At 40.7% G+C, this 22,784-nt stretch carries 21 protein-coding genes; 19 read left to right on the top strand and 2 right to left on the bottom strand.

Annotated elements, in window-relative coordinates; translation table 11 throughout:
* Window positions 1-972: 972 nt before the first annotated feature.
* Window positions 973-3,066: a DNA topoisomerase gene (locus HF888_RS16275; protein WP_168367088.1), complete on the bottom strand. Its 2,094-nt coding sequence runs from the start codon at window positions 3,064-3,066 to the stop codon at window positions 973-975.
* 128 nt (window positions 3,067-3,194) lie between these two features.
* Here HF888_RS16275 and HF888_RS16280 point away from each other — a divergent pair, with 128 nt between their 5' ends.
* The 3 genes from HF888_RS16280 (at window position 3,195) to HF888_RS16290 (ending at window position 5,911) form a co-directional block, all read left to right on the top strand.
* A complete protein-coding gene (locus tag HF888_RS16280) occupies window positions 3,195-3,503 on the top strand; it encodes a hypothetical protein (protein WP_168367089.1) in 309 nt (102 codons plus the stop codon).
* Between the two features lie 171 nt (window positions 3,504-3,674).
* Window positions 3,675-4,562 carry a replication initiation protein gene (locus tag HF888_RS16285; RefSeq protein ID WP_168367090.1) on the top strand — a complete coding sequence of 296 codons (888 nt, stop codon included), beginning with the start codon at window positions 3,675-3,677 and terminating at the stop codon, window positions 4,560-4,562.
* A 146-nt stretch (window positions 4,563-4,708) separates the two neighbouring features.
* Entirely contained in the window at window positions 4,709-5,911 is a 1,203-nt protein-coding gene (locus HF888_RS16290; protein ID WP_007019384.1) for a replication initiation protein, read from the top strand.
* A 588-nt stretch (window positions 5,912-6,499) separates the two neighbouring features.
* Here HF888_RS16290 and HF888_RS16295 read toward each other — a convergent pair.
* Entirely contained in the window at window positions 6,500-8,515 is a 2,016-nt protein-coding gene (locus tag HF888_RS16295) for a type IV secretion system DNA-binding domain-containing protein (RefSeq protein ID WP_007019386.1), read from the bottom strand.
* A 1,047-nt stretch (window positions 8,516-9,562) separates the two neighbouring features.
* Between HF888_RS16295 and HF888_RS16300 the strand changes: the two genes are divergently transcribed.
* The 16 genes from HF888_RS16300 to traN all read left to right on the top strand — a co-directional run bounded on the left by HF888_RS16300 (window position 9,563) and on the right by traN (window position 22,783).
* Entirely contained in the window at window positions 9,563-10,327 is a 765-nt protein-coding gene (locus HF888_RS16300) for a hypothetical protein (RefSeq protein WP_007019388.1), read from the top strand.
* Between the two features lie 295 nt (window positions 10,328-10,622).
* Window positions 10,623-11,057, top strand: coding sequence for a lytic transglycosylase domain-containing protein (locus HF888_RS16305; RefSeq protein WP_007019389.1), 435 nt, complete (start codon window positions 10,623-10,625; stop codon window positions 11,055-11,057).
* A 178-nt stretch (window positions 11,058-11,235) separates the two neighbouring features.
* On the top strand, window positions 11,236-11,616 hold the full coding sequence (locus tag HF888_RS16310) for an OmpA family protein (protein ID WP_165837050.1): 381 nt from the start codon (window positions 11,236-11,238) through the stop codon (window positions 11,614-11,616).
* A 15-nt stretch (window positions 11,617-11,631) separates the two neighbouring features.
* The gene (locus HF888_RS16315; RefSeq protein ID WP_007019391.1) at window positions 11,632-11,919 is read left to right on the top strand and encodes a hypothetical protein; all 288 of its coding nucleotides are present in this window, start codon (window positions 11,632-11,634) and stop codon (window positions 11,917-11,919) included.
* Between the two features lie 52 nt (window positions 11,920-11,971).
* Window positions 11,972-12,259 carry a type IV conjugative transfer system protein TraL gene (gene traL / locus HF888_RS16320; protein ID WP_007019392.1) on the top strand — a complete coding sequence of 96 codons (288 nt, stop codon included), beginning with the start codon at window positions 11,972-11,974 and terminating at the stop codon, window positions 12,257-12,259.
* 2 nt (window positions 12,260-12,261) lie between these two features.
* A complete protein-coding gene (traE, locus tag HF888_RS16325; RefSeq protein ID WP_007019393.1) occupies window positions 12,262-12,846 on the top strand; it encodes a type IV conjugative transfer system protein TraE in 585 nt (194 codons plus the stop codon).
* Complete coding sequence (locus HF888_RS16330; RefSeq protein ID WP_168367091.1) at window positions 12,839-13,543, top strand: TraK domain-containing protein; 705 nt, start codon at window positions 12,839-12,841, stop codon at window positions 13,541-13,543. The genes traE and HF888_RS16330 overlap by 8 nt, the downstream gene beginning before the upstream one ends.
* Complete coding sequence (locus tag HF888_RS16335) at window positions 13,543-14,790, top strand: TrbI/VirB10 family protein (protein WP_007019346.1); 1,248 nt, start codon at window positions 13,543-13,545, stop codon at window positions 14,788-14,790. Before HF888_RS16330 ends, HF888_RS16335 begins: the two co-directional genes overlap by 1 nt.
* A complete protein-coding gene (locus HF888_RS16340; RefSeq protein ID WP_040298375.1) occupies window positions 14,783-15,178 on the top strand; it encodes a TraV family lipoprotein in 396 nt (131 codons plus the stop codon). The genes HF888_RS16335 and HF888_RS16340 overlap by 8 nt, the downstream gene beginning before the upstream one ends.
* Window positions 15,179-17,728, top strand: a complete 2,550-nt coding sequence (gene traC / locus HF888_RS16345) for a type IV secretion system protein TraC (protein WP_007019348.1) — start codon at window positions 15,179-15,181, stop codon at window positions 17,726-17,728.
* Window positions 17,729-17,784: 56 nt separating this feature from the next.
* A complete protein-coding gene (locus tag HF888_RS16350) occupies window positions 17,785-18,123 on the top strand; it encodes a TrbI F-type domain-containing protein (RefSeq protein WP_007019349.1) in 339 nt (112 codons plus the stop codon).
* Window positions 18,089-18,613 carry a S26 family signal peptidase gene (locus tag HF888_RS16355; protein ID WP_007019350.1) on the top strand — a complete coding sequence of 175 codons (525 nt, stop codon included), beginning with the start codon at window positions 18,089-18,091 and terminating at the stop codon, window positions 18,611-18,613. The genes HF888_RS16350 and HF888_RS16355 overlap by 35 nt, the downstream gene beginning before the upstream one ends.
* The gene (locus tag HF888_RS16360; protein ID WP_007019351.1) at window positions 18,573-19,190 is read left to right on the top strand and encodes a hypothetical protein; all 618 of its coding nucleotides are present in this window, start codon (window positions 18,573-18,575) and stop codon (window positions 19,188-19,190) included. Before HF888_RS16355 ends, HF888_RS16360 begins: the two co-directional genes overlap by 41 nt.
* Window positions 19,165-20,169 (top strand): conjugal transfer pilus assembly protein TraU, encoded by a 1,005-nt coding sequence (traU, locus tag HF888_RS16365; RefSeq protein ID WP_007019352.1) that lies wholly within the window; start codon window positions 19,165-19,167, stop codon window positions 20,167-20,169. The genes HF888_RS16360 and traU overlap by 26 nt, the downstream gene beginning before the upstream one ends.
* Window positions 20,154-20,879, top strand: coding sequence for a TrbC family F-type conjugative pilus assembly protein (locus HF888_RS16370; protein WP_165837051.1), 726 nt, complete (start codon window positions 20,154-20,156; stop codon window positions 20,877-20,879). Before traU ends, HF888_RS16370 begins: the two co-directional genes overlap by 16 nt.
* Window positions 20,861-22,783 (top strand): conjugal transfer protein TraN, encoded by a 1,923-nt coding sequence (traN, locus tag HF888_RS16375; RefSeq protein WP_040298360.1) that lies wholly within the window; start codon window positions 20,861-20,863, stop codon window positions 22,781-22,783. Before HF888_RS16370 ends, traN begins: the two co-directional genes overlap by 19 nt.
* Window position 22,784 lies beyond the last annotated feature (1 nt).

Genomic DNA, 22,784 nt, shown 5'->3' on the forward strand with positions numbered 1-22,784 from the left:
TTAGCAGAATCTGATGTAAAACACTCCCTTTTCTAGCACTCTCCCCCTTTTTTTAGCCGAGATTGATGTAAAACCCCCCTTTTTTAGCACTTCCCCACTTTCTTTCTATCAACCCCTGCTATTTTTGGGGGGGGTTTGGGTGTTGCTTCTCTATTTTTGGGGAGGTTTGGCTATTTTTTGGGGGGGGTTTGGGTGTTGCTTCTCTATTTTTGGGGAGGTTTGGCTATTTTTGGGGGGGGGTTGGGTGTTGCTTCGCTATTTTTGGGGTGATTTGTTTTCTTGAATCATTACAATAATTCATTCAGAGCACATATCTTGTGTTACCTCTACTTCTCGAAATATAAGGAAATACAATGAAGAAAATTCTATTTTTGCCCCTCTTGATGATCCCGACTATCGCAAGCGCTGATACGACCAGTAGATTTCTTAGTAAGATGAATATGCAGTACTGGTCAGAAAGTAAATGTGAAACATGCACAGTCACTTGCTTTAATGACCAAAAAAAGCTGTCGTTCAACTCTTTTGAGAAGCTTTCGTATGGTCAGAATGACAGTCGTATTGTTATAGCAATGGAGGGAAAGAAGCTAGACATAGTAACCCTTCCTTCTAGCGAATATGTTTGCCAGATAGAGGGGCTCGATAAGTGAGGTACGGAGTAAACTTTCGTTATGGCATGGAGTCTCGCCATATTTTGGGGTTGACGTATGCGATCTTGGTATTGATTCTAGTGGGGTTGCTAGGTTGGGAGTCATTATCTAATGGTCTATCCATCGATAATGACCCCCAAACCACGATTGCATTAATTGGGTTTTGTGGGATAGTCATAGTTAGCGGCTTTATAGCTCAAACCTTCCGAGAGAAAATGCTAATTATTTCTATGTTGCTAGCAAACCTACTATCGTTATTTTTGATGTTCTAACAGTCTTCTTCACCCGCCTCGGTTTTGTCTTCGGCGGGTGTGGTTGTTCAACCTTAAAAGACGGGGTTTCCTTTTTCGTCCTTTATGAATTTCGTACATTCATGGTTTTCTTCTTGGTGCATCCAGAAGTGAAAATCTTTCGTTTTACTGTATTTTCGTTCAATCGTCTGATCACATAACTTACAGGTAGATAGCTCTATCTTCTTCTCGCTAGGCTTTCCTTCTTTATCTTGAGCCGTGTATTTACAGCCTGATTTGAACCCTGAGCATCCCCAAAAATATCCATCTTGCCCTTTTATCCGTTTGAGTTCCGAATCGCATTTTGGGCAGTTATGGATTGGGCCTCGGTCACCTATTTTGATTTGAAACTCATGCGACCTGTCTATCAAGTTCCTGGTATGAGTGACTACGCTATTTAATACGGCAGATCCACTTAGCTGTCCTTTTCTCACCTGCTTTAGCATCCCTTCCCATATTGCGGTCATATCGATTCTCTGCATTTCTGGGGCTAAACTATTGAATAGCGTCATTCCAGCCTCGGTTGGCCTAATTTGTTTACCGCGATTAATGTATTTTCTTTTTTCCAGAGTATCTACCATCTTGGATTGAGTGGCCGGTGTTCCAAGTCCCTGAGCCTCCTTCAAAAGCTTCTTTATCTCTGTGTCGTCGATAAACTTAGCAGCATTTTCCATTGCATCGATTATGCTCTTTTCATCGAAGTAGCTTGGAGGGGAGGTTTTCTTTGTTTTTATATGTACTCCCTCCAAAGGAATATGGTGACCCTCTTCTAAATCAGGTAATAATTTGTCTTTCTTAATACCCGTTAACCACTCATGCCCTATTTCCTTTTTAACGGTTCCTTTGGCTATAAATGGATAGCAAAGACCGTCTATTTTCATTGTTAGCATTGTCTCTGCGGCAACACTTGGGCCTAAGAATTGAGCCAAGAAGCGTTCTCCAACAATCTTGTAAACGGCTTTTTCTTTATCATTCAGTTTACTATCAGATGGACTCTTTTCTGTCGGAATAATAGCTATATGAGCTGTGGTTTCTTGCTCATTAAATGCTGGAGATTTGTAATTATCTACGATTTTGTCTGTGATCGTTATATTAAGAAATTGCTCTAGATTACTAATTCGTACATTTGATGTTTTGTAGCAATCTTCGTCAACATATCGACAATCTGTTCGCGGGTAAGTAATCAGGTTATGTTTTATGTATAGAGATTGCGCTATCTCAAGCGTTTCTGATGATGTGAGCTTTAGACGTTCGTAACATTCCTTTTGAAGGTTAGATAGGTCATATGGTAACGGAGGCGCTGTTCTTCTTTCTTTTTCTTCTTTTTTTACAATAGTACCGTTTTTCGGTTTGGTCTCTATGAATTTCTGAAACTCTATTTTATTTATCACCCTGCCTTGCGGGTCTTTAAATGAGACTTTCATTTCCGATGTGTCACATTTAAAAGCTATACCTTGTGCTTCAGCTACTAGCTCATAAAAATCGTGAGGATTAAAGTTTTTGATCTCATTTTCTCGGTTCACTATTATAGAGAGCAGAGATGTTTGTACTCTTCCTATTGATAATACTCGCTTTTCTCCCCCTGCTATTTCGTTTTTACATGTATATAGACGGGTCATGTTGAGCCCGTATACCCAGTCTGATTCTGATCTGACTTTTGCTGAGACGCTCTCGTTGATAGTAGTGTTGGTTGCACTTTCTTTCGCAAGCCCTCTTTTAGCTGCTTCTACGTTTAGGTCATTGATTAACACCCTTCCAATTGGACCTTTGTAGCCTATGTTTTCAATTAATGAGTCTACTATATAGGACCCCTCAGGATCTGGATCGCCGGCATTAACAATCAGAGTCGCTTTATCCGCTAGTTTCTTTATCGTGGAGTACAGTTTCTTTTTGTCTCTACTAACCACGCGCTTGAATCGTTGAGGAACGATCGGGAGATCTGCAATGCACCATTGCTTAAGTCCTTCGTCATAAAAGTCTGGCGGTGCTAGCTCTAGAGCGTGACCTGCGGTATATGCGACAACCGTATTATTGTTGCACTTGTAGTAGCCATCGCACTTGCTTTGAATACCAATTGCTTTGGCAATTGCGTTGGCTAAGGCTGGTTTTTCTGCAATGTACAGTTTCATATCAGGAGTCCTTTTCATGGTTGCTAAAAAAGTATATCTTTTTTATTGTAAAAGTGCATTATTATGATAGTCTTTTAAGTACGCATAAGCGTGGACGCACCTCGGTCTTTCAGGGGTTGGAGGAATTTATGGAATTCGTATTCGACGCTCAGTCTTTTAAAAACTTTGGTCTGAAACTAGTTGTTGAAGACTATGGGTATAAAAAAGAACTCGTTGTTTTGTCTCAAGGTGGGAGTCAGTCACTATCTAGACTTTTTGAGTCTGATGATGGTTTTTTTCGTTTCTCGATTGGCAGCCAAAAATTTGCCATCGGCAAAAAGGATGTAATTCTGCTCGTTGAGAAGTCTGAAGTACGTTATTATCGTCAGTCTTCTTTAGTTCGATTGAATAATGACCGCCCTACCCAAGTAGCTTCCGTTATGAAAGCTCACTCCTAGGCCGTGTATGCGGCCTTTTTTGTTGGTGGTATATGGATAATTTAGAAAGGCTGCGACACATATTGATTATGTTAAAGGATGGGGAGCTTGTGCTGCATCCTGAATCAATTAGAGCATATGGAACAGGCAAGATTGTAGATTCTTGCGTTGTTGCTCTAGAGGACAATAAAGATGGCGAAAAAGATAGAAAAAACACAATTAGAAATGCCACTAGAAGAACTCTTACTTAGGGACATCAGCAAAGATCCTGAGTACCCTACCCTCTTCGCATCACTCCCGATTTTTCTTCCTACAATGCATCGTAAAAAATACGATACAAAGGATTGGGACGACAATTCTGAATTTACATACAAAACACCCTTCGGATCTGTCAGTCGTTTTGGCCCTGGATTGAATATATTCGATGAGGATACTCTTATCGGACTAATGCACATAGCGCGTGATAAAAAGCTTGATGGACACCCAACCAAAATGCCTGCTCAGCTAACAGGTGATGGTAGTGTTGTTGTCCATGTTGGTGAGACGTCAGCGTTGGAGCTTAATCGATTTCTAAGACGAGGAGTTTCGGAGCCAGAATTGGAAGCTACTCGGGCTAGTGTTTCTCGTTTATCTAAAACAACACTTCAAATCTACTCAAGCACTACAGATGTTGAAGGAGATACCAAGTTTTTCGATTATGTTGGTCAGCGAAATGTTAAAGGGAAGTTTCTTGTTCAATTTAGGCCTGAAGTCGTTAAGCTTTTTGAGCAGTATGTTGTATTAGATTTCGATTTGAGAACGGCACTTTCTGATACTGGGAAGGCGGTTCATAGGTTCCTATGCAGTATTAACAAAAACAGATTCTCAATTAAGCTTGATGATTTAGCGACTGCTATTTCTTATTCTGGACGGAAAACAGATTTTAAAAACACGCTGTTTGGAACAAAGACCAAGCCATCTCAATTAGAGATGATGCAAAAGAAAGGTTTTATAGTTGATTACGAGCTGCAAGGAACAGGCAGAAAGATCCCTTATTCTTTGTCTGTAACGTTAAATCGTTCAGCGGAACTTCCATCGTGAATTTATCTCGTTAAATCGTGAATTTATCGCTTAAACGTGTGCTTTTATCTCACGTTTAAGTGACTTCTTCTCACTAAGCTACTTTTAGCTAACTTCCTGTTTTTCCTACTATTTTTCTTTTTTCTAAAACGTGAAATCATTAGCGTATGGAAGCGCTATTGCAGAATTATAAAAACGATTCAGCTTTATCAAGGATCGAAGAATTTTTACCTTATAAACCGTTTTGTTCGGATAACAAAACGGCTGCGCTTATTCGCGTTGCATATAGCGCGCTGCGTTATGACTACATACAAGTCAACCCGCCTGAAATGCTCGCTTGGATGGTGTTCGATTTAGATAATCATCCAACAACTGGGAAAGAAGCAGATCCTTTTATTTGGCAATGGGAAGGGTTACCTCCCCCAAATCTAATTGTCACCAACCTCGATAATTCCAAAAGCCATCTTTACTATGCTGTTGCGCCAGTTTGCCGCAGCAAAAAAGCCCGAATTAAACCTCAGCAATATTTTAAAGCAGTTCGGAAGAAACTTGGGGCTCGCTTAGGAGCCGATCCTGATTTCACATCGCCGGTGTCCAAAAATCCTTTTAGCAAAAACTTCAGAACGTTAGAAATACATAATGATGAGTACTCGTTGTGTGAGTTGGATGTTGCCTTAGATGAGCCTAAAGCGAATGCGTTTTATGAGCTTCCTGGTGCTGCTACAGAGGTATCCATTGGTCGTAACACGACTGTTTTTAACTGGCTGAGATACTGGGCTTATGAAGCTGTTGATGAAGCTAGAAAGCATGACTTTGATACATGGACACGCAGGTGTCATGTACAGGCTAGACGTTTTGCAATTAAAGCCTCGGACGCACTTGGGAAAGAATGTTTGAAAGACAGCGAGATCAAAGCGATTGCAAAGTCCGTCTCTGGTTGGGTTTGGAACAATTACAATGGCGACAACATAGATCGAGGAATCATGGGACTAAATGATTCTGGGCTTGATCTCAAGAAAAAACAATCACTTGCAGCTCACAGAACTAATTCCATGAGTCGTGAGCGTAATAAGAAAGCAGTTAAGCGAGTTATTCTGGCACTCAAGAGGGCTGGATTCAGCAACTCTGAAATTACGAGATCCAGAGTCGCAAAGATTGTTGGGCTTGGCCGTAAGGCGCTCTATACGACCTACAAGGCTGTTTTTGATAGATACATTGCATTCCCTTCTAAGAAAGCCTCAGAAAGCACTAGAAAGCTTGCTGGAGCGCTATTCGAATTACGAACCCCCCTAGACCTAACCGCGATTTCAGTTATAGCAAGAAAGATACATACATCCGCTACTTGGGGCCTAGACCCACCTCCTGATTAGTGTTTCTTATGCTGTTAATCAGATAACAGCCGCAGGGGGTGTTTTTAGACGTTTTAGGAGGTGTTGGTTAAAGAAGTATAGGTGCATGTAGTAGCGAAGTTTACAGAGATAGAGGACCTTCGTGGATTTGTCTCACTAAATTATCATTGAGCTGGCATGAGTGTATATAGTAATCGTGGATTTATCTCACTAATTCGTGGCTTTCTAGTTATATTTTCGTGGTTTCTTCTCATGTTTGAGGTTGTTTATGGAAGTTTTTACAGGTATTCACCTTCGTGGATTTGTCTCATAAAGATGAGCTTAAGTCACATCGTTACTTTTTCTCACGAATGTTATAAGTGGCGTGATATAAGGCTTTTAGTTAGAATAAAGTGTATTTTTATTATTAATAAAATGTACTTGATATGGAGGTCGATTTGGAAGGACAAAAGTATTCGTTAGGACGTTTAACTAAAGATCAGATTATTGTAGTTATCTTGAATAGTCCTATTTTAACTTTAGTTGAAGATAAGTTAGGTTCTGATTGGTTTTGTGATGATCTTGGTCCAGCCCTTAAAATCTATAAGGACTGGTTAAGATCGCATTGAACTAGTTGTCTAGTTCATCAACATAGGATTCGGACATAAAGTCAGTGATTTGTTGCTCATCGATTTCAAATCCAGTTTCAAGATCTTCGTGTCCAATTATATTTCTATCAGCTTGTTTCTTTTCTTTTTGTTTTGATCTTCGTTGCTTCCGTTTCCCTTTCTCCGCTTTTTGTGGAGCGGGCAATACAGAAGCAAGGTTGTTCATTTTTGTTTCAGAGTCTTTTTCTTTTTCCTTTTGATTGTTCTCAGTTGGAGCGTTCGTGTCCTTAAGGTCGCGTGGTGACTTGTCTTTTACTTGGTCGTACTGCTTTTTTGGTTGTTTCGAAGCAATGTATGTGTCGAGAGAATCTGTCTCTTTCACTGGAACAAAACTAGTAAAACAAATTTGTGCCTGGTGCATTGGTCGATATAGGGCGCAAACTCGCGGAGGCATTGATAAAAAGACATTTGCAGGTATCAAATGTTCTGCTTGAGAACCCAGCATTCTAGAGGGCTCCCATGACTCACCACCGCCTGATTTTATTTCTGTTTTTTCTAGGCGAGTTATTGTTTTGAGTCTTTCACCTGAGAGCGAAGCCCCCCACTCTGCTGTTTCAGTGTCTGCGCCCCCATAAATAGCTTTAACTTGAGAGTTCACATTTATACTTTGAGTAAGTGACTTTCCATTTAATGTTTGGTCGTCAGGAGTCATCGTATCTAGAATAGATTGATAGGCTAATACCATGTTTACTCTGAAACCTATTGCGGTAGCCATCGCATCAGCTAATTGTTTGCTAGCTAGGAATCGAACTTCGTCGATAAAAAAGCTTAGGTGAGCTTGGCGTTCTTTTTGTAGACGCATCGATTCCTGAATAACTTCAATTATTAATGTTTTAGTGGCTTTCTTTAGAATATCACTGGTCAAAGAACCCCGTATATAAACTACAGCATTATCCAAAAGAGCTTGTTCGACCGAAAAACCTTTACCCGATTTTGGGCACAATGATTCATGACGTTTCCATGATTCGAGCTGGGCTTTCAGCTTTGAAGCAGCATCTGGGTTTATCTTTGAAGCTAGCCCTTTTATTGTCTTGGTTTCACTAAAGTACTTATCTATTTCTTCCTGTTCTTGAGTTTTATAGAAATCTGTTCCTGGATGACCCGTTAGCGCCAAATCAAATGCAGTAATAATTCGGTCTCTTGCGTCGAATTCGTTACCGCCGGTAAATGGAGAATAACTACCTATTTCGCCATCCTTCAGACTAACGTAGACAAATTTTCTGCCCATCTCTTTACAAGCGTTATACATAATATACGGAAGGAATTTATCTTCCTTGGGGTCTATATAAAAGACAGTATCATTGCGCCTAATAGCTTGATCTATAAGACCGCCGAGAATTACACCCTTACCGTAACGAGTAGGCCCAACCACTTGCATATTTGTCTCATACCAAGTGTCATTGTCGATATAGAGTGGTTTATTGTTCTCGTCTAAACCTACGACGATTCCATTTTTGTCGTAATGTTTCGAAGGAAGAAAGTCTTTTGCTTTGAACCGCTTTTTCTCATTTCTTATATCAGATAGCTCATCGTTAGATTGCTTGAAGCGCAATGCTCTTTTGAACTTTGATATTAAAGATACCATGTACCGTTGGTACATAAAGTTGATAAGCAAGCCCGATATCAAGCCCATTATTGGGAGGGGCCATTGTTGTTTTGTCAGCTCTAAATAAAAGGTCAAAAATGGAGTTATTCCTTCTATGGAATAGTCGTTATTTGATGCTGCATACAGCCACATATTTAATAGCGGATAGCAAAATAATAGGAACCAAGTAAGAATTATTAGCTTACGTTCTTTCACTAAAATGTGTTCTGAAAACTTCGAGTCGGCTTTTGTATTCAACGGAGACATTGAAAAAAGAGCTGCTAAAAATAGAGAAATCGTGAGCACATAGAACCAATATGGATTTGTCAGTTCAGCCATATCTGATGCAATAGATTGTATCCATTCTATGTAGCGCCGGTCTAAATCGCTCATAAATTTCTCCTTATTTTCGTCAAATTTGTTTTGGCTTAACCACAAACAAAGCCGTAAAAAAAACACCATTCGAGCAAATTCCCGCATGCGGGAATTTGACTAAAACTTTCATAACCCGTTTCAAATTCTTAGGCTAAGTTCCCGCATGCGGGAATTATTTTCCTTTGTTGTTTCTCTTCTAAAAATAACAGTTAAAACTTTTTTTAAAGCCAATTTTAGAAGAATGTTTGAGAGTTCCCGCATGCGGGAATTTCTCAAATATCAGGGCTTAAAAAATCGGTTCTTAACTCGAAATTGGGTGAGTTCCCGCATGCGGGAACTTTACAGTAGGCAATTATATCACCATCAATGTATACATGATAGTAAAATTGATGGTAAAATTGTGCTTTATGTGGTTGTTTTGGGCGTTTCTTATCTCTGAACGAGATTGCGAACGCCTTGAACATTAATACTGTCTAGGGCCAGTATTAATGAGGGTTGCACCCTCTTTTGATAATATCTTCGCTGGACGCTTGATATTATTCAAAATTCACCCGCGCCACCGTCTGCGCAGTGCTTCGCACAGCTTGACCACCCGCTTTGCGGGACTGCGCCCAAGAGCCTGCTGAAGCAGCTTTCTTTGTGGGCTTGCCTCGTAGAGGTCGCTGGACGCGATCCTCAAAACGGGTGGTCAAGCTGCTAAAGCAGGCTCGACGGTGGCGCATCACCAACAGTCAGAAACAACGAAGTTGTTTCTTCATTTAGCCCGCCTTGGGGCGGCCTATGGTGATTTGGTTTGGCTATGCCAAATTCCCACGCGGAGCGTGGGAACCGCAACGCCACTTTCCCACCTTGGGGTGGGAAAGTGGCTGCATATCGTAGGGATATGCAGCGGCCCTCGCACTGGGGGTGCTCGCACAAAATACGTTGCTGGACGCTGCCGTATTTTGCTTGACTATTCCGGCTGGACGCCGAATAGAGTGAAAATCAAAGTCGTGATTTTCACCGCCAAAATCTTTTGGATTTTGGCTTTTGGATTCTGGTGCTATTGGGTTTTTGGGGGTAGAGATGATTGTTCATAAACGGGATGCCGATCTAAAGTATCCTCTGGCGATTAAAGAGGAAAAGACAAAGCTTGTTTTGTCTTGGCTTCTTGAGTTTCGATTTTCGACGTTTGAGGTGCTGGCTGGCAGATTGGGTCAGCCCGTGGCTAATGCTAACCGCTTTTTTAATTCTCTTTTGGATGATGGGTTTATTCGGACTTTTAAAAATTCCATGGTTCCGAATACTCGCTTTGTCATGCTTACATCGAAAGGTGGGGAGCGTTTGAGTATCCTATTGGGTGAGGAGGTTCGCCCATACACTCGACTATCGACTTTCGCGAAGTCTACGAAAATCGCTCATGATCTTTCTGTTCAGTTTATGGTTCTTCGTTGGATCGATGATGTTGATGAGGTTGTTTGGGATCATAATATTGCGGGGGTGCATGAGCTTCCTTCTTATTCTCGACCAGATGCGCTTATGAAATCTACCAAGGGGTTTTGGTGGGCTTTGGAGTTGGAGCGTACTCGAAAGTCTGAATCTCGTGTTTTCTTCTCACTTTATAATCATGTGTTGAATATTCGTAATGGCTGTTATGTTGGGGTTCGGTATGTCTTTAACTCGCATGCGGTATGTGATTTCTATCGTAAGGTGTTTGAGCAGGATGCCTGGCCTTTGTTTGATCGTGATGGTAGGAGTGGGAGGCTCAAGAGAACATCTGGATTCTTTAAGCCTTCTAATGTGAAAAATATCGACAAGATCTTTGATTTTAAGGTTGGTGAATTTTGGTGATCATGTTTCTTTGGTTGTTGGTCATATTGGGTCTTTGACCCAATATCTGTAATCAGGTGAGTCTGCCCTTCTCTTTCTTCTTACTCCTCTTTTCACCAAGTGTAACTTTTTGTATCTATTTGTTGGATTTTTGTTCGCATTTATTGTAAAACGAGCGCCGCAATTCAGTTGGCGAATACTGTCTCTTCATGTTTTGTTGGGTGGTGTTCATTTCCAATGTTGGTTGGCTTTGAAAAAAGTGTGTTTTTATTCAAAAAAAAGTTTACTTTTTTATTTGTGAAGGTATTATACCCTCATGCATAAGAGCTTATTTTTAAGTTTGTTTTTTTGTCTCTTTTCGCTCGAAGCGCAGTCTTTTGATGCTTGCTTTGATGATGCAGGAAGGCGATTTGAGATTGATCCCAATTTATTGCGTGCTATCGCTCATGTTGAGTCGAGTATGAATCCGACTGCTATTAATGATCGAGGAAGCGAAAGGGATATTGGTCTTATGCAAATTAATAGTTGGTGGCTTCCTCACTTAAAAAGGTTTGGGATTGCCGAAAAGGATTTGTTTCATGCTTGCACAAATATCGAAGTTGGATCTTGGATTTTGTCGGAGAACATCAAGAGGCATGGAGCAAGATGGGATTCAGTAGGAGTTTATAATGTTGGGACGGGAAGAGGATTGGAATCTCTTAAAAGGGATTACGTTAATCGCGTCTACGAGTTTTATTCTCGGTTGCAGTAGCCTGCAAGAGCGAGAGCCGATAAATCTCTTATCAGTTGGTCAAAGCAAGTTCCACTCGGATCGCACAAATTCATCATACCCTCCTTATGTTTTTTGCTCTAGCAAGGGCGTTTACGCCTGTCAGAAAGTGAGTCAAAAAGAAGTAGTTTCTGAAGAGTTCCCGCATGCGGGAACTTCCATGCAAGAAGGCCAATCCTTACTGGCTGCCAATGATGATGAGTCTCCAAAGCAAACTTTCTTAAGCGCTGTTCAATTTGATTTTGATTCTTCCGAATTGACTGGGAAGGCTCGAATGAAATTGTTGGCAAAAATGGCGGATCTTCAAAAGCAGGGTGTGAGCTCAGTTTCGGTTTTTGGTTTTACTGACAATGTTGGTGCTGAAGCTTACAACAAGAATTTAGCTAAAGATCGTGCTTCCACAGTGGCGCGGTTTTTAGCTAATGGTGGGGTTCAGATTAATGAGGTAGTTGGCAAGCCTCTTTGTTGCTATCTCGTTGATAATGAATCTGATCAAAATCGGCATGTAAATAGACGTGCCGAAATACACTTAGGAAACTAAAAAAGGACGATAAAAATGAAACGCAGCGTTGGCTTTGTGATTTTCTTTGCTCTTAGTTTTCTGGCGCTTTCTGCTAGTGCCAGTACAACGGGTCAAGAATTTCAAGCTTTCTATGATTGGGTGTTTGGTGCAGCTACAGGCTTCTTGGGTCGTGGTATTGCAATTACTGCTGGCATTATTGGTTTGGCTATCGGTGCGGGAATGGGTAAGGCTATCCCTGCATTAATGGGCGTGCTGCTAGCAATTATTGGATCTATTGGCCCCACCATTATCAACAGTTTGTTTGGTTCTGCCCTTATCTAAATAGGTGCGCATTGCGGCCACGCCGCAATGCATTCTTAAAAAGGAGTTTGATATGGCCGTTAGTGAAAATTATTGGATACCGAGGACGCTTGAAGATCCACCATTATTTTTCGTATGGGAAATGGATACCGCAGTGGTCTTTCTCACTTCAATGATAATTTTTCTACTTTTCTCTTCGCCGATAATCGGTTTTTTTGTGTCGCTATGGTTGTCGAAATCGTATGCGCGGGTAAAAGAACAGGGCGGGGTTAGTTTGTTTGGGTCGTTTTTGTATTGGTATCTTCCAGTCGATCTATCTAAACGATATCCAAGTTTTATTCGTGAGTATGTGGGGCATTAAAAATGAATCGTGACGTATACAAAAGTGTTATTGCGCAGATGAATGTGTCCCGACTTTTCTGGGCAAGTCTTAGTTCATTGCTCATTGTTTCTAATGTACTGCTTGCTTACTTTGTGGTGACTGCTGACACCAGTGAAAAAACGACTCTTGTTCCAATAGGTTTCGAAAGTGAGTTTTGGGTTCACAATGAAGAGGTTGATCCTGAGTATCTAGAGCAAATGAGCCTGTTTTTCTTGGATCTTTACACTGATTATCACCCATCGAATGTTGAATCTAGATTTAAAATGATTCTCAAATATGTTGAGCCTAGCGCACACGGCTTACTAGAGCGACGTTTTGATAGCGAAGCTCAGCGAATTCGAAATAGCTCGCTTTCATCAACTTTTCATCCTTCAGCAATCAAGATCCGAGAAACCACAGTTTTTGTTCATGGAATTTTGCAGGGGTTGGTTGCTGGGAAGGCTACAGACCCCGATTTAGATGCGGTGTTTAGAATTGATTTTGAGCATGATCATGGTCGGCTTTTTATTAAGACTATTGAGCGTGTTATAGAAACACAGTCGGGAGAATATCTTGCTTATGAATAATATCGTTGTTTTTTTGCTTGTCGCTTTGATCTCATCAACAGCGTTTTCAATTCAGACTTATTCTGTTTCCGATGGTGATTCTATTCAGATCAAAGTTTCTTCCAAAGATCTTACTCGTATTCGTATGGACTCAGGGAGATTGGATGGTGCTTGGGGGTTGGATGAAAACTTCACTCATAAAGCCGATAGATCAAAAGGTGAGATTTTTGTTAGACCGAAGCCTGGTGCTCCAACAACATCGTCTTTCTTTATAAAGGATGGAAATGGATCGGTTTATAGTGTCACTGCGGTTCAGCATGCAATACCTAGTGACACTGTTGTACTGAAGTCACTCGATTATACGGCCAAAAGAGATAGCTCCCAATCTTCTCGAAAAGCTTCAAGTGATGTGAAACGCATTAAGCGCTTAGTGAAAGCTATGGCAAGAGGGGAGGGGTTATCTGGTTATTCCCGGTCTTCAAAAAAGGCAGAAGTCGAACTTTGGAAGAACATCGAAATTGTTCAAGTGGATAGCTATGTAGGTCGAGATTTTGAGGGCGAAGTTTATGCCATTCGAAATAGCGATGAGAAGGATCATGTGTTTCATGAGTCAGAATTTAGAAACTTTGGTGAGCACGTTCGTTTTGCTGGCCTAGACAAGCTAAAGATTGTTCCCAATGAAACAACAACTCTCTATGTGGTTAGGGAGGCGAAATAATGTCAGAGCAAGAATTCAATGAATCCAATGACTCTATAGATACCAATGAGGATTCGCGAAAAAAACAGATTAGGAACTTTTCTCTAGTCGGTATTGGTCTTTTTCTTATGGTTTTGCTTGGTCTTTACTACAGCGACAATCAAATTAAAAAGGATCGACAATCCTTATCTGCCGAGATTGAAGAGCAGCGTAAAAAAGATAATGAAATATTGAAGCGCTACAAATTCAACCCAAGCGAAGTTGTTAAGCCTGAAGAAAAATGGATGGCTAAATCCGAGACTGAATTTAAGGTTTTGAAAGAGGAGAATGATTCTCTTAAAGAGCGCTTGCAGCGACTAGAAGAAATGATGGAGAAGGGGCCTGATACTTCTAATAATACTGATGAAAGTGTCATTGCTAATACTCAGCAGTCTACGCCTGTTGAAAATGATCAACCGAAAGTAAAGCTTTCTAGTCCACTATCTGTAGAGTCTGTGAAGGCGAGTGTTGCGGATGGTGTTGCTGAGCCGAGTATTAAGAATAAAAAATCTACTGAGATTGGATACGTTGATCTTTCACCTATGGGCTCGTCAAACCAAAAAGATAAGGTAAAGAAAAACATTGAAACCTATATGCCAGCAGGCGCTTTTGCGAAAGTGTTGGTGCTATCAGGTGTTGATGCTCCAACTGGCGGTATGGCTGAAAGCAATCCATTACCAGTTATCTTAAAGGTATTGGACTCTGCCATTTTGCCCAACTTCTTTGATTCCGATATTCGAAACTGTCATGTAGTTGGTGCTGCTACCGGCGACTTGGCGGCTGAGCGTGTGATGATTCGTACAGAAGTTTTAAGTTGTGTTCTGGCGAATGGCGACATTATCGAAGTTCCAATTAAAGGGTATATCGCTGGTGAAGACGGTAAAAATGGTTTTCGAGGTAGGGTAGTCAGTAAGCAAGGTGCTGTCTTAGCGAAGTCTCTTTTTGCTGGCGTTGCTTCAGGTTTATCAAACAGTATCAATTCACAGTATCAGCAAATTCAAACAAGTGCTTTGGGTACCGTAACATCAATTGATCCAGACAAGGTTGCCGAGAGTGGTGCTGCACAAGGTGCAACAACTACATTAGAAAAAATTGCCGATTTCTATTTCAAACGAGCAAATGAAATTTATCCAATTATCGAAATGGCCCCGAATCGGATTGGGGAGTTGGTAATTATCAAAGGCGCGAAGCTAGAAAATGCATTAGTTCAGGATGATGGAAATGAATAGATTCTTAATAGTATTTTTTCTTATTGCTGCGGTTGGGTGTTCGGATAAGTATAGCTGTAATGGTTATCCCGATATGCCTTGTGCGAGCATTAGTGGTGTCTATGATCGCACAAAAGATGGTGTGCGTGACTATCGCAGTGCATCCAACTATGACGAAGAAGGTAATTGGATCAGTGAGGAAGACAAGCCTAGTGTGTCGCCAAACAATATAACTGTCAGTGATACCTATAACGCTCTTAACTATGTTTCAGTAGGTGATCCGATTCTTTCTGAGCCTAGGATTTTGCGCGGCCTTTTATTTCCATGGGAAGATTCTGAAAAGGATTTACAAGCAGGGGGATATATTTATCTAAGAGTCGAAGAACCAAAATGGATTATGGTGGAATAAATGATAGAACTATTAGAAGGGCTTAATTACAGATTTAAACAATTTCTAACCAAAGCTTTGACAGTTAATCCTCCTGGTTATGCTTATGCAGCGGGCCATGAGATCCCAACGATTCAACAGCAGAAAGCTTTTATGAATCGCTATAATCTGTCTTCCTTGTTTCCATGGGAATCATATGACGAAACGAGAGGCATCTTCTTTAATGAGGATTCGGTAGGCTTTTGTTTAGAGGCTTCCCCTTCTACTGGTTTATCAGAGGCTGACTTCAAGACGCTTGAAGGTGTTATTTCGAGAAAGCATGAAGCAGATTCTACTATTCAATTTACCATTGTTGCAGACAGTAATGTGGATGGTATTTACAAAAGTTGGGAGCGTTCTAGAACACGCAACTTTGATGATCCTGCATATGAGATTTTTCAAACGCTGAGTGAGAATAGGCGAAAATACTTGCTTCAAGGTAAATGGAAATCTTTATTTTCAGGAATGCCGTACGTGGTGAGAAACTTTCGCTTGATTATCAGTTTTACTATTCCTAAACCACGTGGCGGGAATATAAGTCAAACTACAGTCGATGCTTTAAGTAGTAAGAGAGAGAGTATTATTGCCAGCCTCAAGGGTGCGAAAGTACATTCGAAGTTGGTTCACCCTCAGGATCTCATAAACTTAGTATCTGCTTTGCTACATCCTACAGATGATGGTTATAAGCCTGTCAATTATGATGAAAATTCATTAATCAAAGATCAAATAGTCTCAAGCGAAACAGCTTTTCTTCCTGGTCGTGACGGCTCATCAATTATTTATCGAGATAAAAAAGTCAGTGTTTTACCTTGGTCTGTGCGGCAGTACCCTCAATATTGGAAAGGTAGTAATTCCGATGAACTGATTGGTTCGTTCCTTGATAATGTTCGTCAAATTCCTTGTCCCTTCATTACAACTATGAGTATCAATTTTCCTGATAGGGTTGATGAAGGTGGAAAGATTAAACAAAAAACCATGCGTGCCACTCAAATGGCTGACAGCGCAGTTTCTAAATTTGTACCTCAGTGGAAGAAAAGAGCATCTGATTGGCGTTATATTGAAGAGAAGTTCCAAAACGGAAGTTCATTAGTCAAAACTCTATATCAAGTTGTTTTGTTTGCTCCACAGGGAGAAGAAGAGAGCTGCGAACAGGCCCTGCAAGATCTATACGAAAGCTATGGATGGAATTTACAGAAAGATCGGTTCATTCCAGTCCATGGTTTTTTGAGTGCTTTGCCCATGATTTTTGGGCGAGAGTTTGTAGATGATACTAATCGTTTACGCCGTTACCGCCGAATGCTGACGTGGAATGCAATTAATGTGTCGCCTCTATTTGGTGAGTGGCAGGGTGATGGAAATAACTCGCTATTAATGCATGGTAGACGAGGTCAGGTAATGACCATTGATCCTTATCAGAATAAGGCAGGGAACTTCAATATAGCCTGTTCTGCATCTTCTGGTGCAGGTAAATCCTTCTTTACTCATGAGATGATTTTCTCGGTTTTAGGGGAAGGGGGTAAAGTAATTGTATTTGATTCTGGTCGAAGTTATGAAGAAACAGTTACATTGCTTGGCGGCCAATATCTCGATTTCGGTGATAAAACACGCACTATCTGTTTAAACCCGTTTACTAATATTCCGCTTGATGAAGGTGGGCTCAAGGATCACTTGCCATTGTTGAAGATCTTAATCTCTAATATGGCCTCTCCAAGTGAGGATATCCCTCAAATCATGAAATCTGCTTTGGAGCAAGCAATCGCAAAAGCTTTCGCCAAATTTAGAAACAAATGCAGTGTCACTCGGGTTATAGAAGAGCTTCTTGAGATGAACTCCGATGAATCCATTGAGCTGTCTAAAATGTTGTATCCCTATTCTAGAGACGGTGTTTATGGCGAATACTTTGAAGGAGATGCAAATATAGACCTTCAGGATCGGTTTGTTGTTTTGGAGTTAGATGATCTTGCCAAAAAGCCTGGCTTACAAGAAATTGTGTTGCTCATATTAATGATGAACATCAATGAGGTTTTTTATCACAGCGATCGTTCCCAGAAAAAACTCTGCATTATTGATGAGGCATGGAGATTACTGCAAGGCCGAGCAGGTGATTTCATCGAAGAAGGCTATCGTGTTGCTCGTAAATATGGTGGTGCTTTTATGACCGTCACTCAGCGTATAGCAGACTATTATACTTCGCCTGTGGCTCAGGCTGCTTATGCAAATGCTGACCATACTTGGCTGCTGCGTCAGAAGACGGACGAGCTAAGAAGCTCTATTGAAAGAGGCGAGATCGATGGGAGTAAGGGGAAGTTTGAAGTTTTCAATTCATTGAAAACGGAACAAGGGAAGTACTCTGAGATAGCATTTATGTCTCCAGCAGGCCTTGGAGTAGGGCGCTTAATCGTAGACCCTGTAACAGAGAAGCTTTATTCGACTAAGGCAGAAGAGGTTCAGTTCTTGAGGAACAAGCGAAAAGAAGGTGTTGACTTAATGACTGCGCTAACTGAGCTTGCAGGGAAGAATAATAGCAGATAAAAAAGTATACTTTTATTATGAAAAAGGTATACTTAAATAAATTAGAAGGATCGAGAATGAATATTCGAAATTTGGTCTTTACCCTTGGTATTAGTGTTTTGGTATCTCTTGCCTCATCTTTTCTTGTAGTTAAGTTGATGGTTCCCGAGATCAAGTCGGTATCGCTAGACAAGCTATTGGACAACCATATAGCTCAAGTGAAAACAAAATATGAAATGACTGATGAAGAGGTTAATACCTACTCTGAAGCATTCTCACTGCAAGTTGAAAAGACCTTAGACGCATATGGTGAAGGCGACACCATTATTATTGTAAGCCCAGCGGTGGTTAGGGGAACTACGGATATTACGGATGATGTATATGCTTCAATTCTGGAAAACATCGAGAGCAAGTAAAAAAAAGAAGATACTTAAATACTCTTTAATTGCTTTCTTCGTTATTGTCTTTTTTTCTTACGCGTTCAAATACATATCAGAAGATATTTTTGGGGTGCGTTTGGCTTTCAATATATCTGATTCCCTTCCTGGATATATCTATTTAGTTGATATAGGTGAGATGCCAAGCAAGGGGGATGTTGCATTGTTTTCCCCTCCCAAAAACCCCTATTTCCCTGAGCAATTAAACTTTATGAAAATTGTAAAGGGTATTAGCGGTGATCGCGTATCAGTTCAGAATCATAAGGTTCTAATAAACGGAGAAGAGGTTGGCATAGTTAAGCAATTGAGTAAGTCTGGGAAACAGCTTTTTCCTATATCGCCAACTTCAATTCCAGATGGTTACTTCTTTATGTGGACTCCTCATAAAGACAGTTACGATAGTAGATATAAGTCGATTGGATTAATCAATGAAAGTGATTTTGTCGGTACTGCTCGCCGTATTTACTAGTTTCGTTTTAGGTGATGAGCTAAATCTTGGTGCGCTTGGAAAGTCATACCCTGTAATAGAACGCAGTCCTTTAGACGAGATTTTGAACAACGCAAAAAATCTTGTTGAAAATGGTGGCTGGAAGGAAATACAGGAAAAGAAGAAGGAAGCAGTTAAGTCGTTTCTGGAAAGGCCTCCTGGTATCAAATTACCTACTACGGATGAGTATAGGAGAAGGGAATGGGATGCGACCTACATCGTTAAAAATGATATTTACACAGCAGAAGGTGTGTTGATTGCGAAATCAGGTCAGAAGATCAATCCATTGGATTTCAAACGAATGACCAAACAATATTGCTTTTTCAATATGGATGACAAAATGCAACGCGCATGGATCGAACAGAATTGCGCAAATCCAATTAAGTCTAAAGCAATAGGCGTTTTTGGCTCTGTTAAAGATTTTGCTGAATCAACCAAGTTAAGGGTTTTCTTTGATCAATATGGAAAGTTAGTAGATCGTTTTGATATCCGGCATGTTCCTGCAATTGTAAGGCAGATAGGGAATAAGATTTATGTTGAAGAATATCCTATTAATTAGTGTTTTTACTATTGTCGGTTTGTTTTCTTCTAGTGCATTTTCGGTTGTATGCCCTGGAAAATTCCCAAACCCAGTAACGGATATTTGCTGGAAGTGCATGTTTCCAATTTTTATAGGGCCTGCGGGTGTTACTAATGGAGAGGTTCCTACTGGAGAGGTGCCACCGCCTGTCTGTACTTGCCCAGCACCACCACCTGTATTTATTCGGTTCGGAGTCGGCATTTCTTTTTGGGAGCCAGCGAGAATGGCGGAGGTTGTGAGGTCTCCAATGTGTTCTCCATCATTGGGTGGTACAAAGCTTGGAGAGTTCAGTCTGAATGCAACTCAAGGTAGCAACTCTAAAGGTTCTACAGATGTTGATGACAACATGGCGTTCTATCATGTTCACTGGTTTACATACCCTTTGCTTTCATGGGTCGGCTCTGCAATAACGCAAGGTGCTTGCATGAGTACAGAGACATTGGACCTAACTGCGATGAGTGAGTTAGATCCAACTTGGTCAGACGACGAATTAACATTTTTCCTAAACCCAGAAGCTGTTTTATTTGCTAATCCAATATCAATAGCAGCCTGCGCCGCTGATGCTGTTTCGGCATCCGTATCCAACTTTGGCTTAGATCCGCTTTTTTGGTGTTCTGGCAGTGCTGGGCCTGTTTATCCACTAACGGGTCAAATTAGCGGTAATTTTAGTGCCGTGGATAGCTCTGCACTAGAAGTTCATCGTTTCGCATACAAATTACATAGGGCTGGTTTGGCAATGGATACATCAACTTATGCAGCGATGTGTATGCCTATTCCACAACCAATAATTAGAAAGCGTCAATATAAGCAGAATATGGTTTACCCAGTGCCAAATCCTGCTTGGGGAACAGGCTTTGGTCAAACCTCGACTATTTGGGGGGTTGGTAAGGAATTCCCATACCGAGGTGAGGATTATGCTTATTTAATATGGAGGAAAAGAATGTGTTGCGCTTTCTAGTAATATTCTTGTTATTCAGCTTAACCTTCATCGCTACAGCTTACGAAGAACCAACTGATAGCGAAATTGCAAAATCTAAAGAGATGACTCAAAACGCCTTAAAGCATGAAAGAAACACAGAGATATATAGAGAAGAGATTCAAAGGGCGAATCAATTCTTCAGTAAATATGAAAACCACGCTAATAAGGAAACATTGGGTCAAGCAATAGAGAGTAATGGTTTTATTACTAATCATTACAATGAGCTAATGGATGATCATTTTAACTCTGATACCCAAGCTGAGGCAAAAGACGCGAGAGCAATAGAAACAAATATCCTTATTTTCGTTTCTTTTTCAATGGATGTTAGTGATATTTTCTCGTTGGCGAAGGACGCACATGATATCGGTGGTCATGTTGTGCTTAATGGCTTCAAGAAAGACTTGGAGACTACGTTAAAAATAATATCAGAGATGAATACGAGAGCAGATAAGCCGCTTCCATTCTTAATCGATCCAACTTTGTTTGATCGTTTCTCTGTTCAAAGTGTGCCGCATTATGTATTACCGCTAGAAAGTGTGATGCCTTGCCTAGAGAAAAATGTTTGTCATAAGCCACGATCTATAGAAGCAAGCGGTTTGGTTCCGATTAAATACTTTTTAGAGTTAGCGGAAAGGAATGAGAATAGTGATGTTGTTGAGGGATTGGATGAATGGATAAAGCTTCTTTAATACTAGTTTTATGTCTTTCATTTTCACTTTGTCATGCTGAGGACTATACCGATTCCGGTAAGGCTTTTGCTGAAAGCATAAAAGGAAATCAAAGTAATTTAAGCGTGGATAATGCAGTTAATTATCAGGGTACAGATGTCCCTGGTAAGCAGTATCATGATGATCCAAGTCTCTCTAATATGGAGAATGCTGCTCATGCTGAAAGCTCGACAAATGAGATTAGTACTTTCGTAGATGATGCAAGCTCTACGCGCCCTCCAATTGTTTTTGATATGCAAAACGATCCGCTTTTTAAGAGGGTAGAGGAAGTTGAAGACAAGGCTCATTCTCTAACGGATACATATTCTGGTTGTGTCGAGTTGCCTGTTGGTCAAGAAGATGTGACAGATGTAATACCTGATACCTGTCTTGAATATGGAGATCATGATGTTATTGAGTACACATGCCGAAAAAATGCAATCGTAACTTGTTCTAACAAGGATGCTGGCAAGCCTATGCCTATTGATTTGAATTTCTTTAATACTTCTGGTGATTCAGGATTTTCAGAACGCAAATTATCAACTTACGTTTATCGATTCGGTAATAGCGGTAATAATAATAGAGATCCAAGTGGATCGTGTGAGTGGTATTACAATTACGTGAATTTTTACGTGGCAGATAAGGAGCAAATCCACTCTATTAGGCTGAAAGGTGGAGCGTATGATGATTGGGTTTTTGTAAAGTTTAATGGGAATAATATTTTTAGTGCAATTGGGGACAGTGTTTATAACGACGATATATCAGGATCTTATAAATGCGAGAGAGGTTTTTTCGGAATTCCTACGAATAAGATTCAACCCATGAAGCCGCATGTAAGAGACGGATGGAATCGAATTTATGTTCGTAATCAAGTAACTGGTACTGGTCAGGTTCGACTTGATATTGAGATTCGTGTTCTGGAGCCATGTGGTTTTGACACTGATTATCAGACTACTTGCCCAAGTGGGGAGTACGCACACCAAGGTGAATTGGTTTCAAGTCAATGTGTGGAAGGTGCTGGGACAAGATATATCGGTGTATTTCCCTACTATCGTTATTGCTGGGCATGGGATCAGACTTATACAAGAAACTCCGATCCAAATTACACAAGAGAGGAGAAATGCGACCTGCTATTGCAGCAAGGATGCGTAACAGATAGCTCTACTTGTACTGAATTCGATCAAGCTTTGGGCTACTGCAAGATCAGAGAGCACCAGTTTAGGTGTTTCAATACCCATTCGGCAGAAACAGTAACTATGTGTGGAGACACACTTATTTGTTCTGGTGGGGATTGTGGAGCTGAGTATCAACAATATGAAGAGGCTACAGATGACTTCAAAAAAGCTACTGCAACGTTTGAGGCCGCTAAAGCAGTAGGTAAATCCTACTCGGAAGATCTAAATATATTCAAAGGTAAAGCCTATAGTTGTGAAAAGGATAATATGTACGATACCAAGGACTGTTGTAAAGATTCGGGGTGGGCTACTGGTATATTTACAAGCTGTAGTACTGATGAAAAACAGCTCGGTATTGCTCGGGAAGATGGGCGGGCATTTCAAACTCATTACTGGGAATGGAGAAGGAAGGTTTTAGGTGAAACGGTTGAGAAATGGTCATATAGATCCTTTTGCGTTTATCCAAACAAGCTGGGACGAATCATCATGGAGCAAGCATATCAACAGATTGGGCATATAGTTGAAGGTAAGAAGACTCCTGATTGTCGAGGTCTAACGGAAGAGGAACTGGAAACATTGGATTTTGAGTCGATAGACCTATCTGAATTCTATGAAGATGTAATGAATAATAAAGACTCGGCATCTATGCCTGCTGTAGACGCATTGAAGCGTAGGCTTGAAAGTCAGATTCAATCAATGGAAGGAAGCTAGC

The sequence above is a fragment of the Bermanella marisrubri genome (assembly GCF_012295615.1).
GTDB lineage: Bacteria > Pseudomonadota > Gammaproteobacteria > Pseudomonadales > Oceanobacteraceae > Bermanella > Bermanella marisrubri.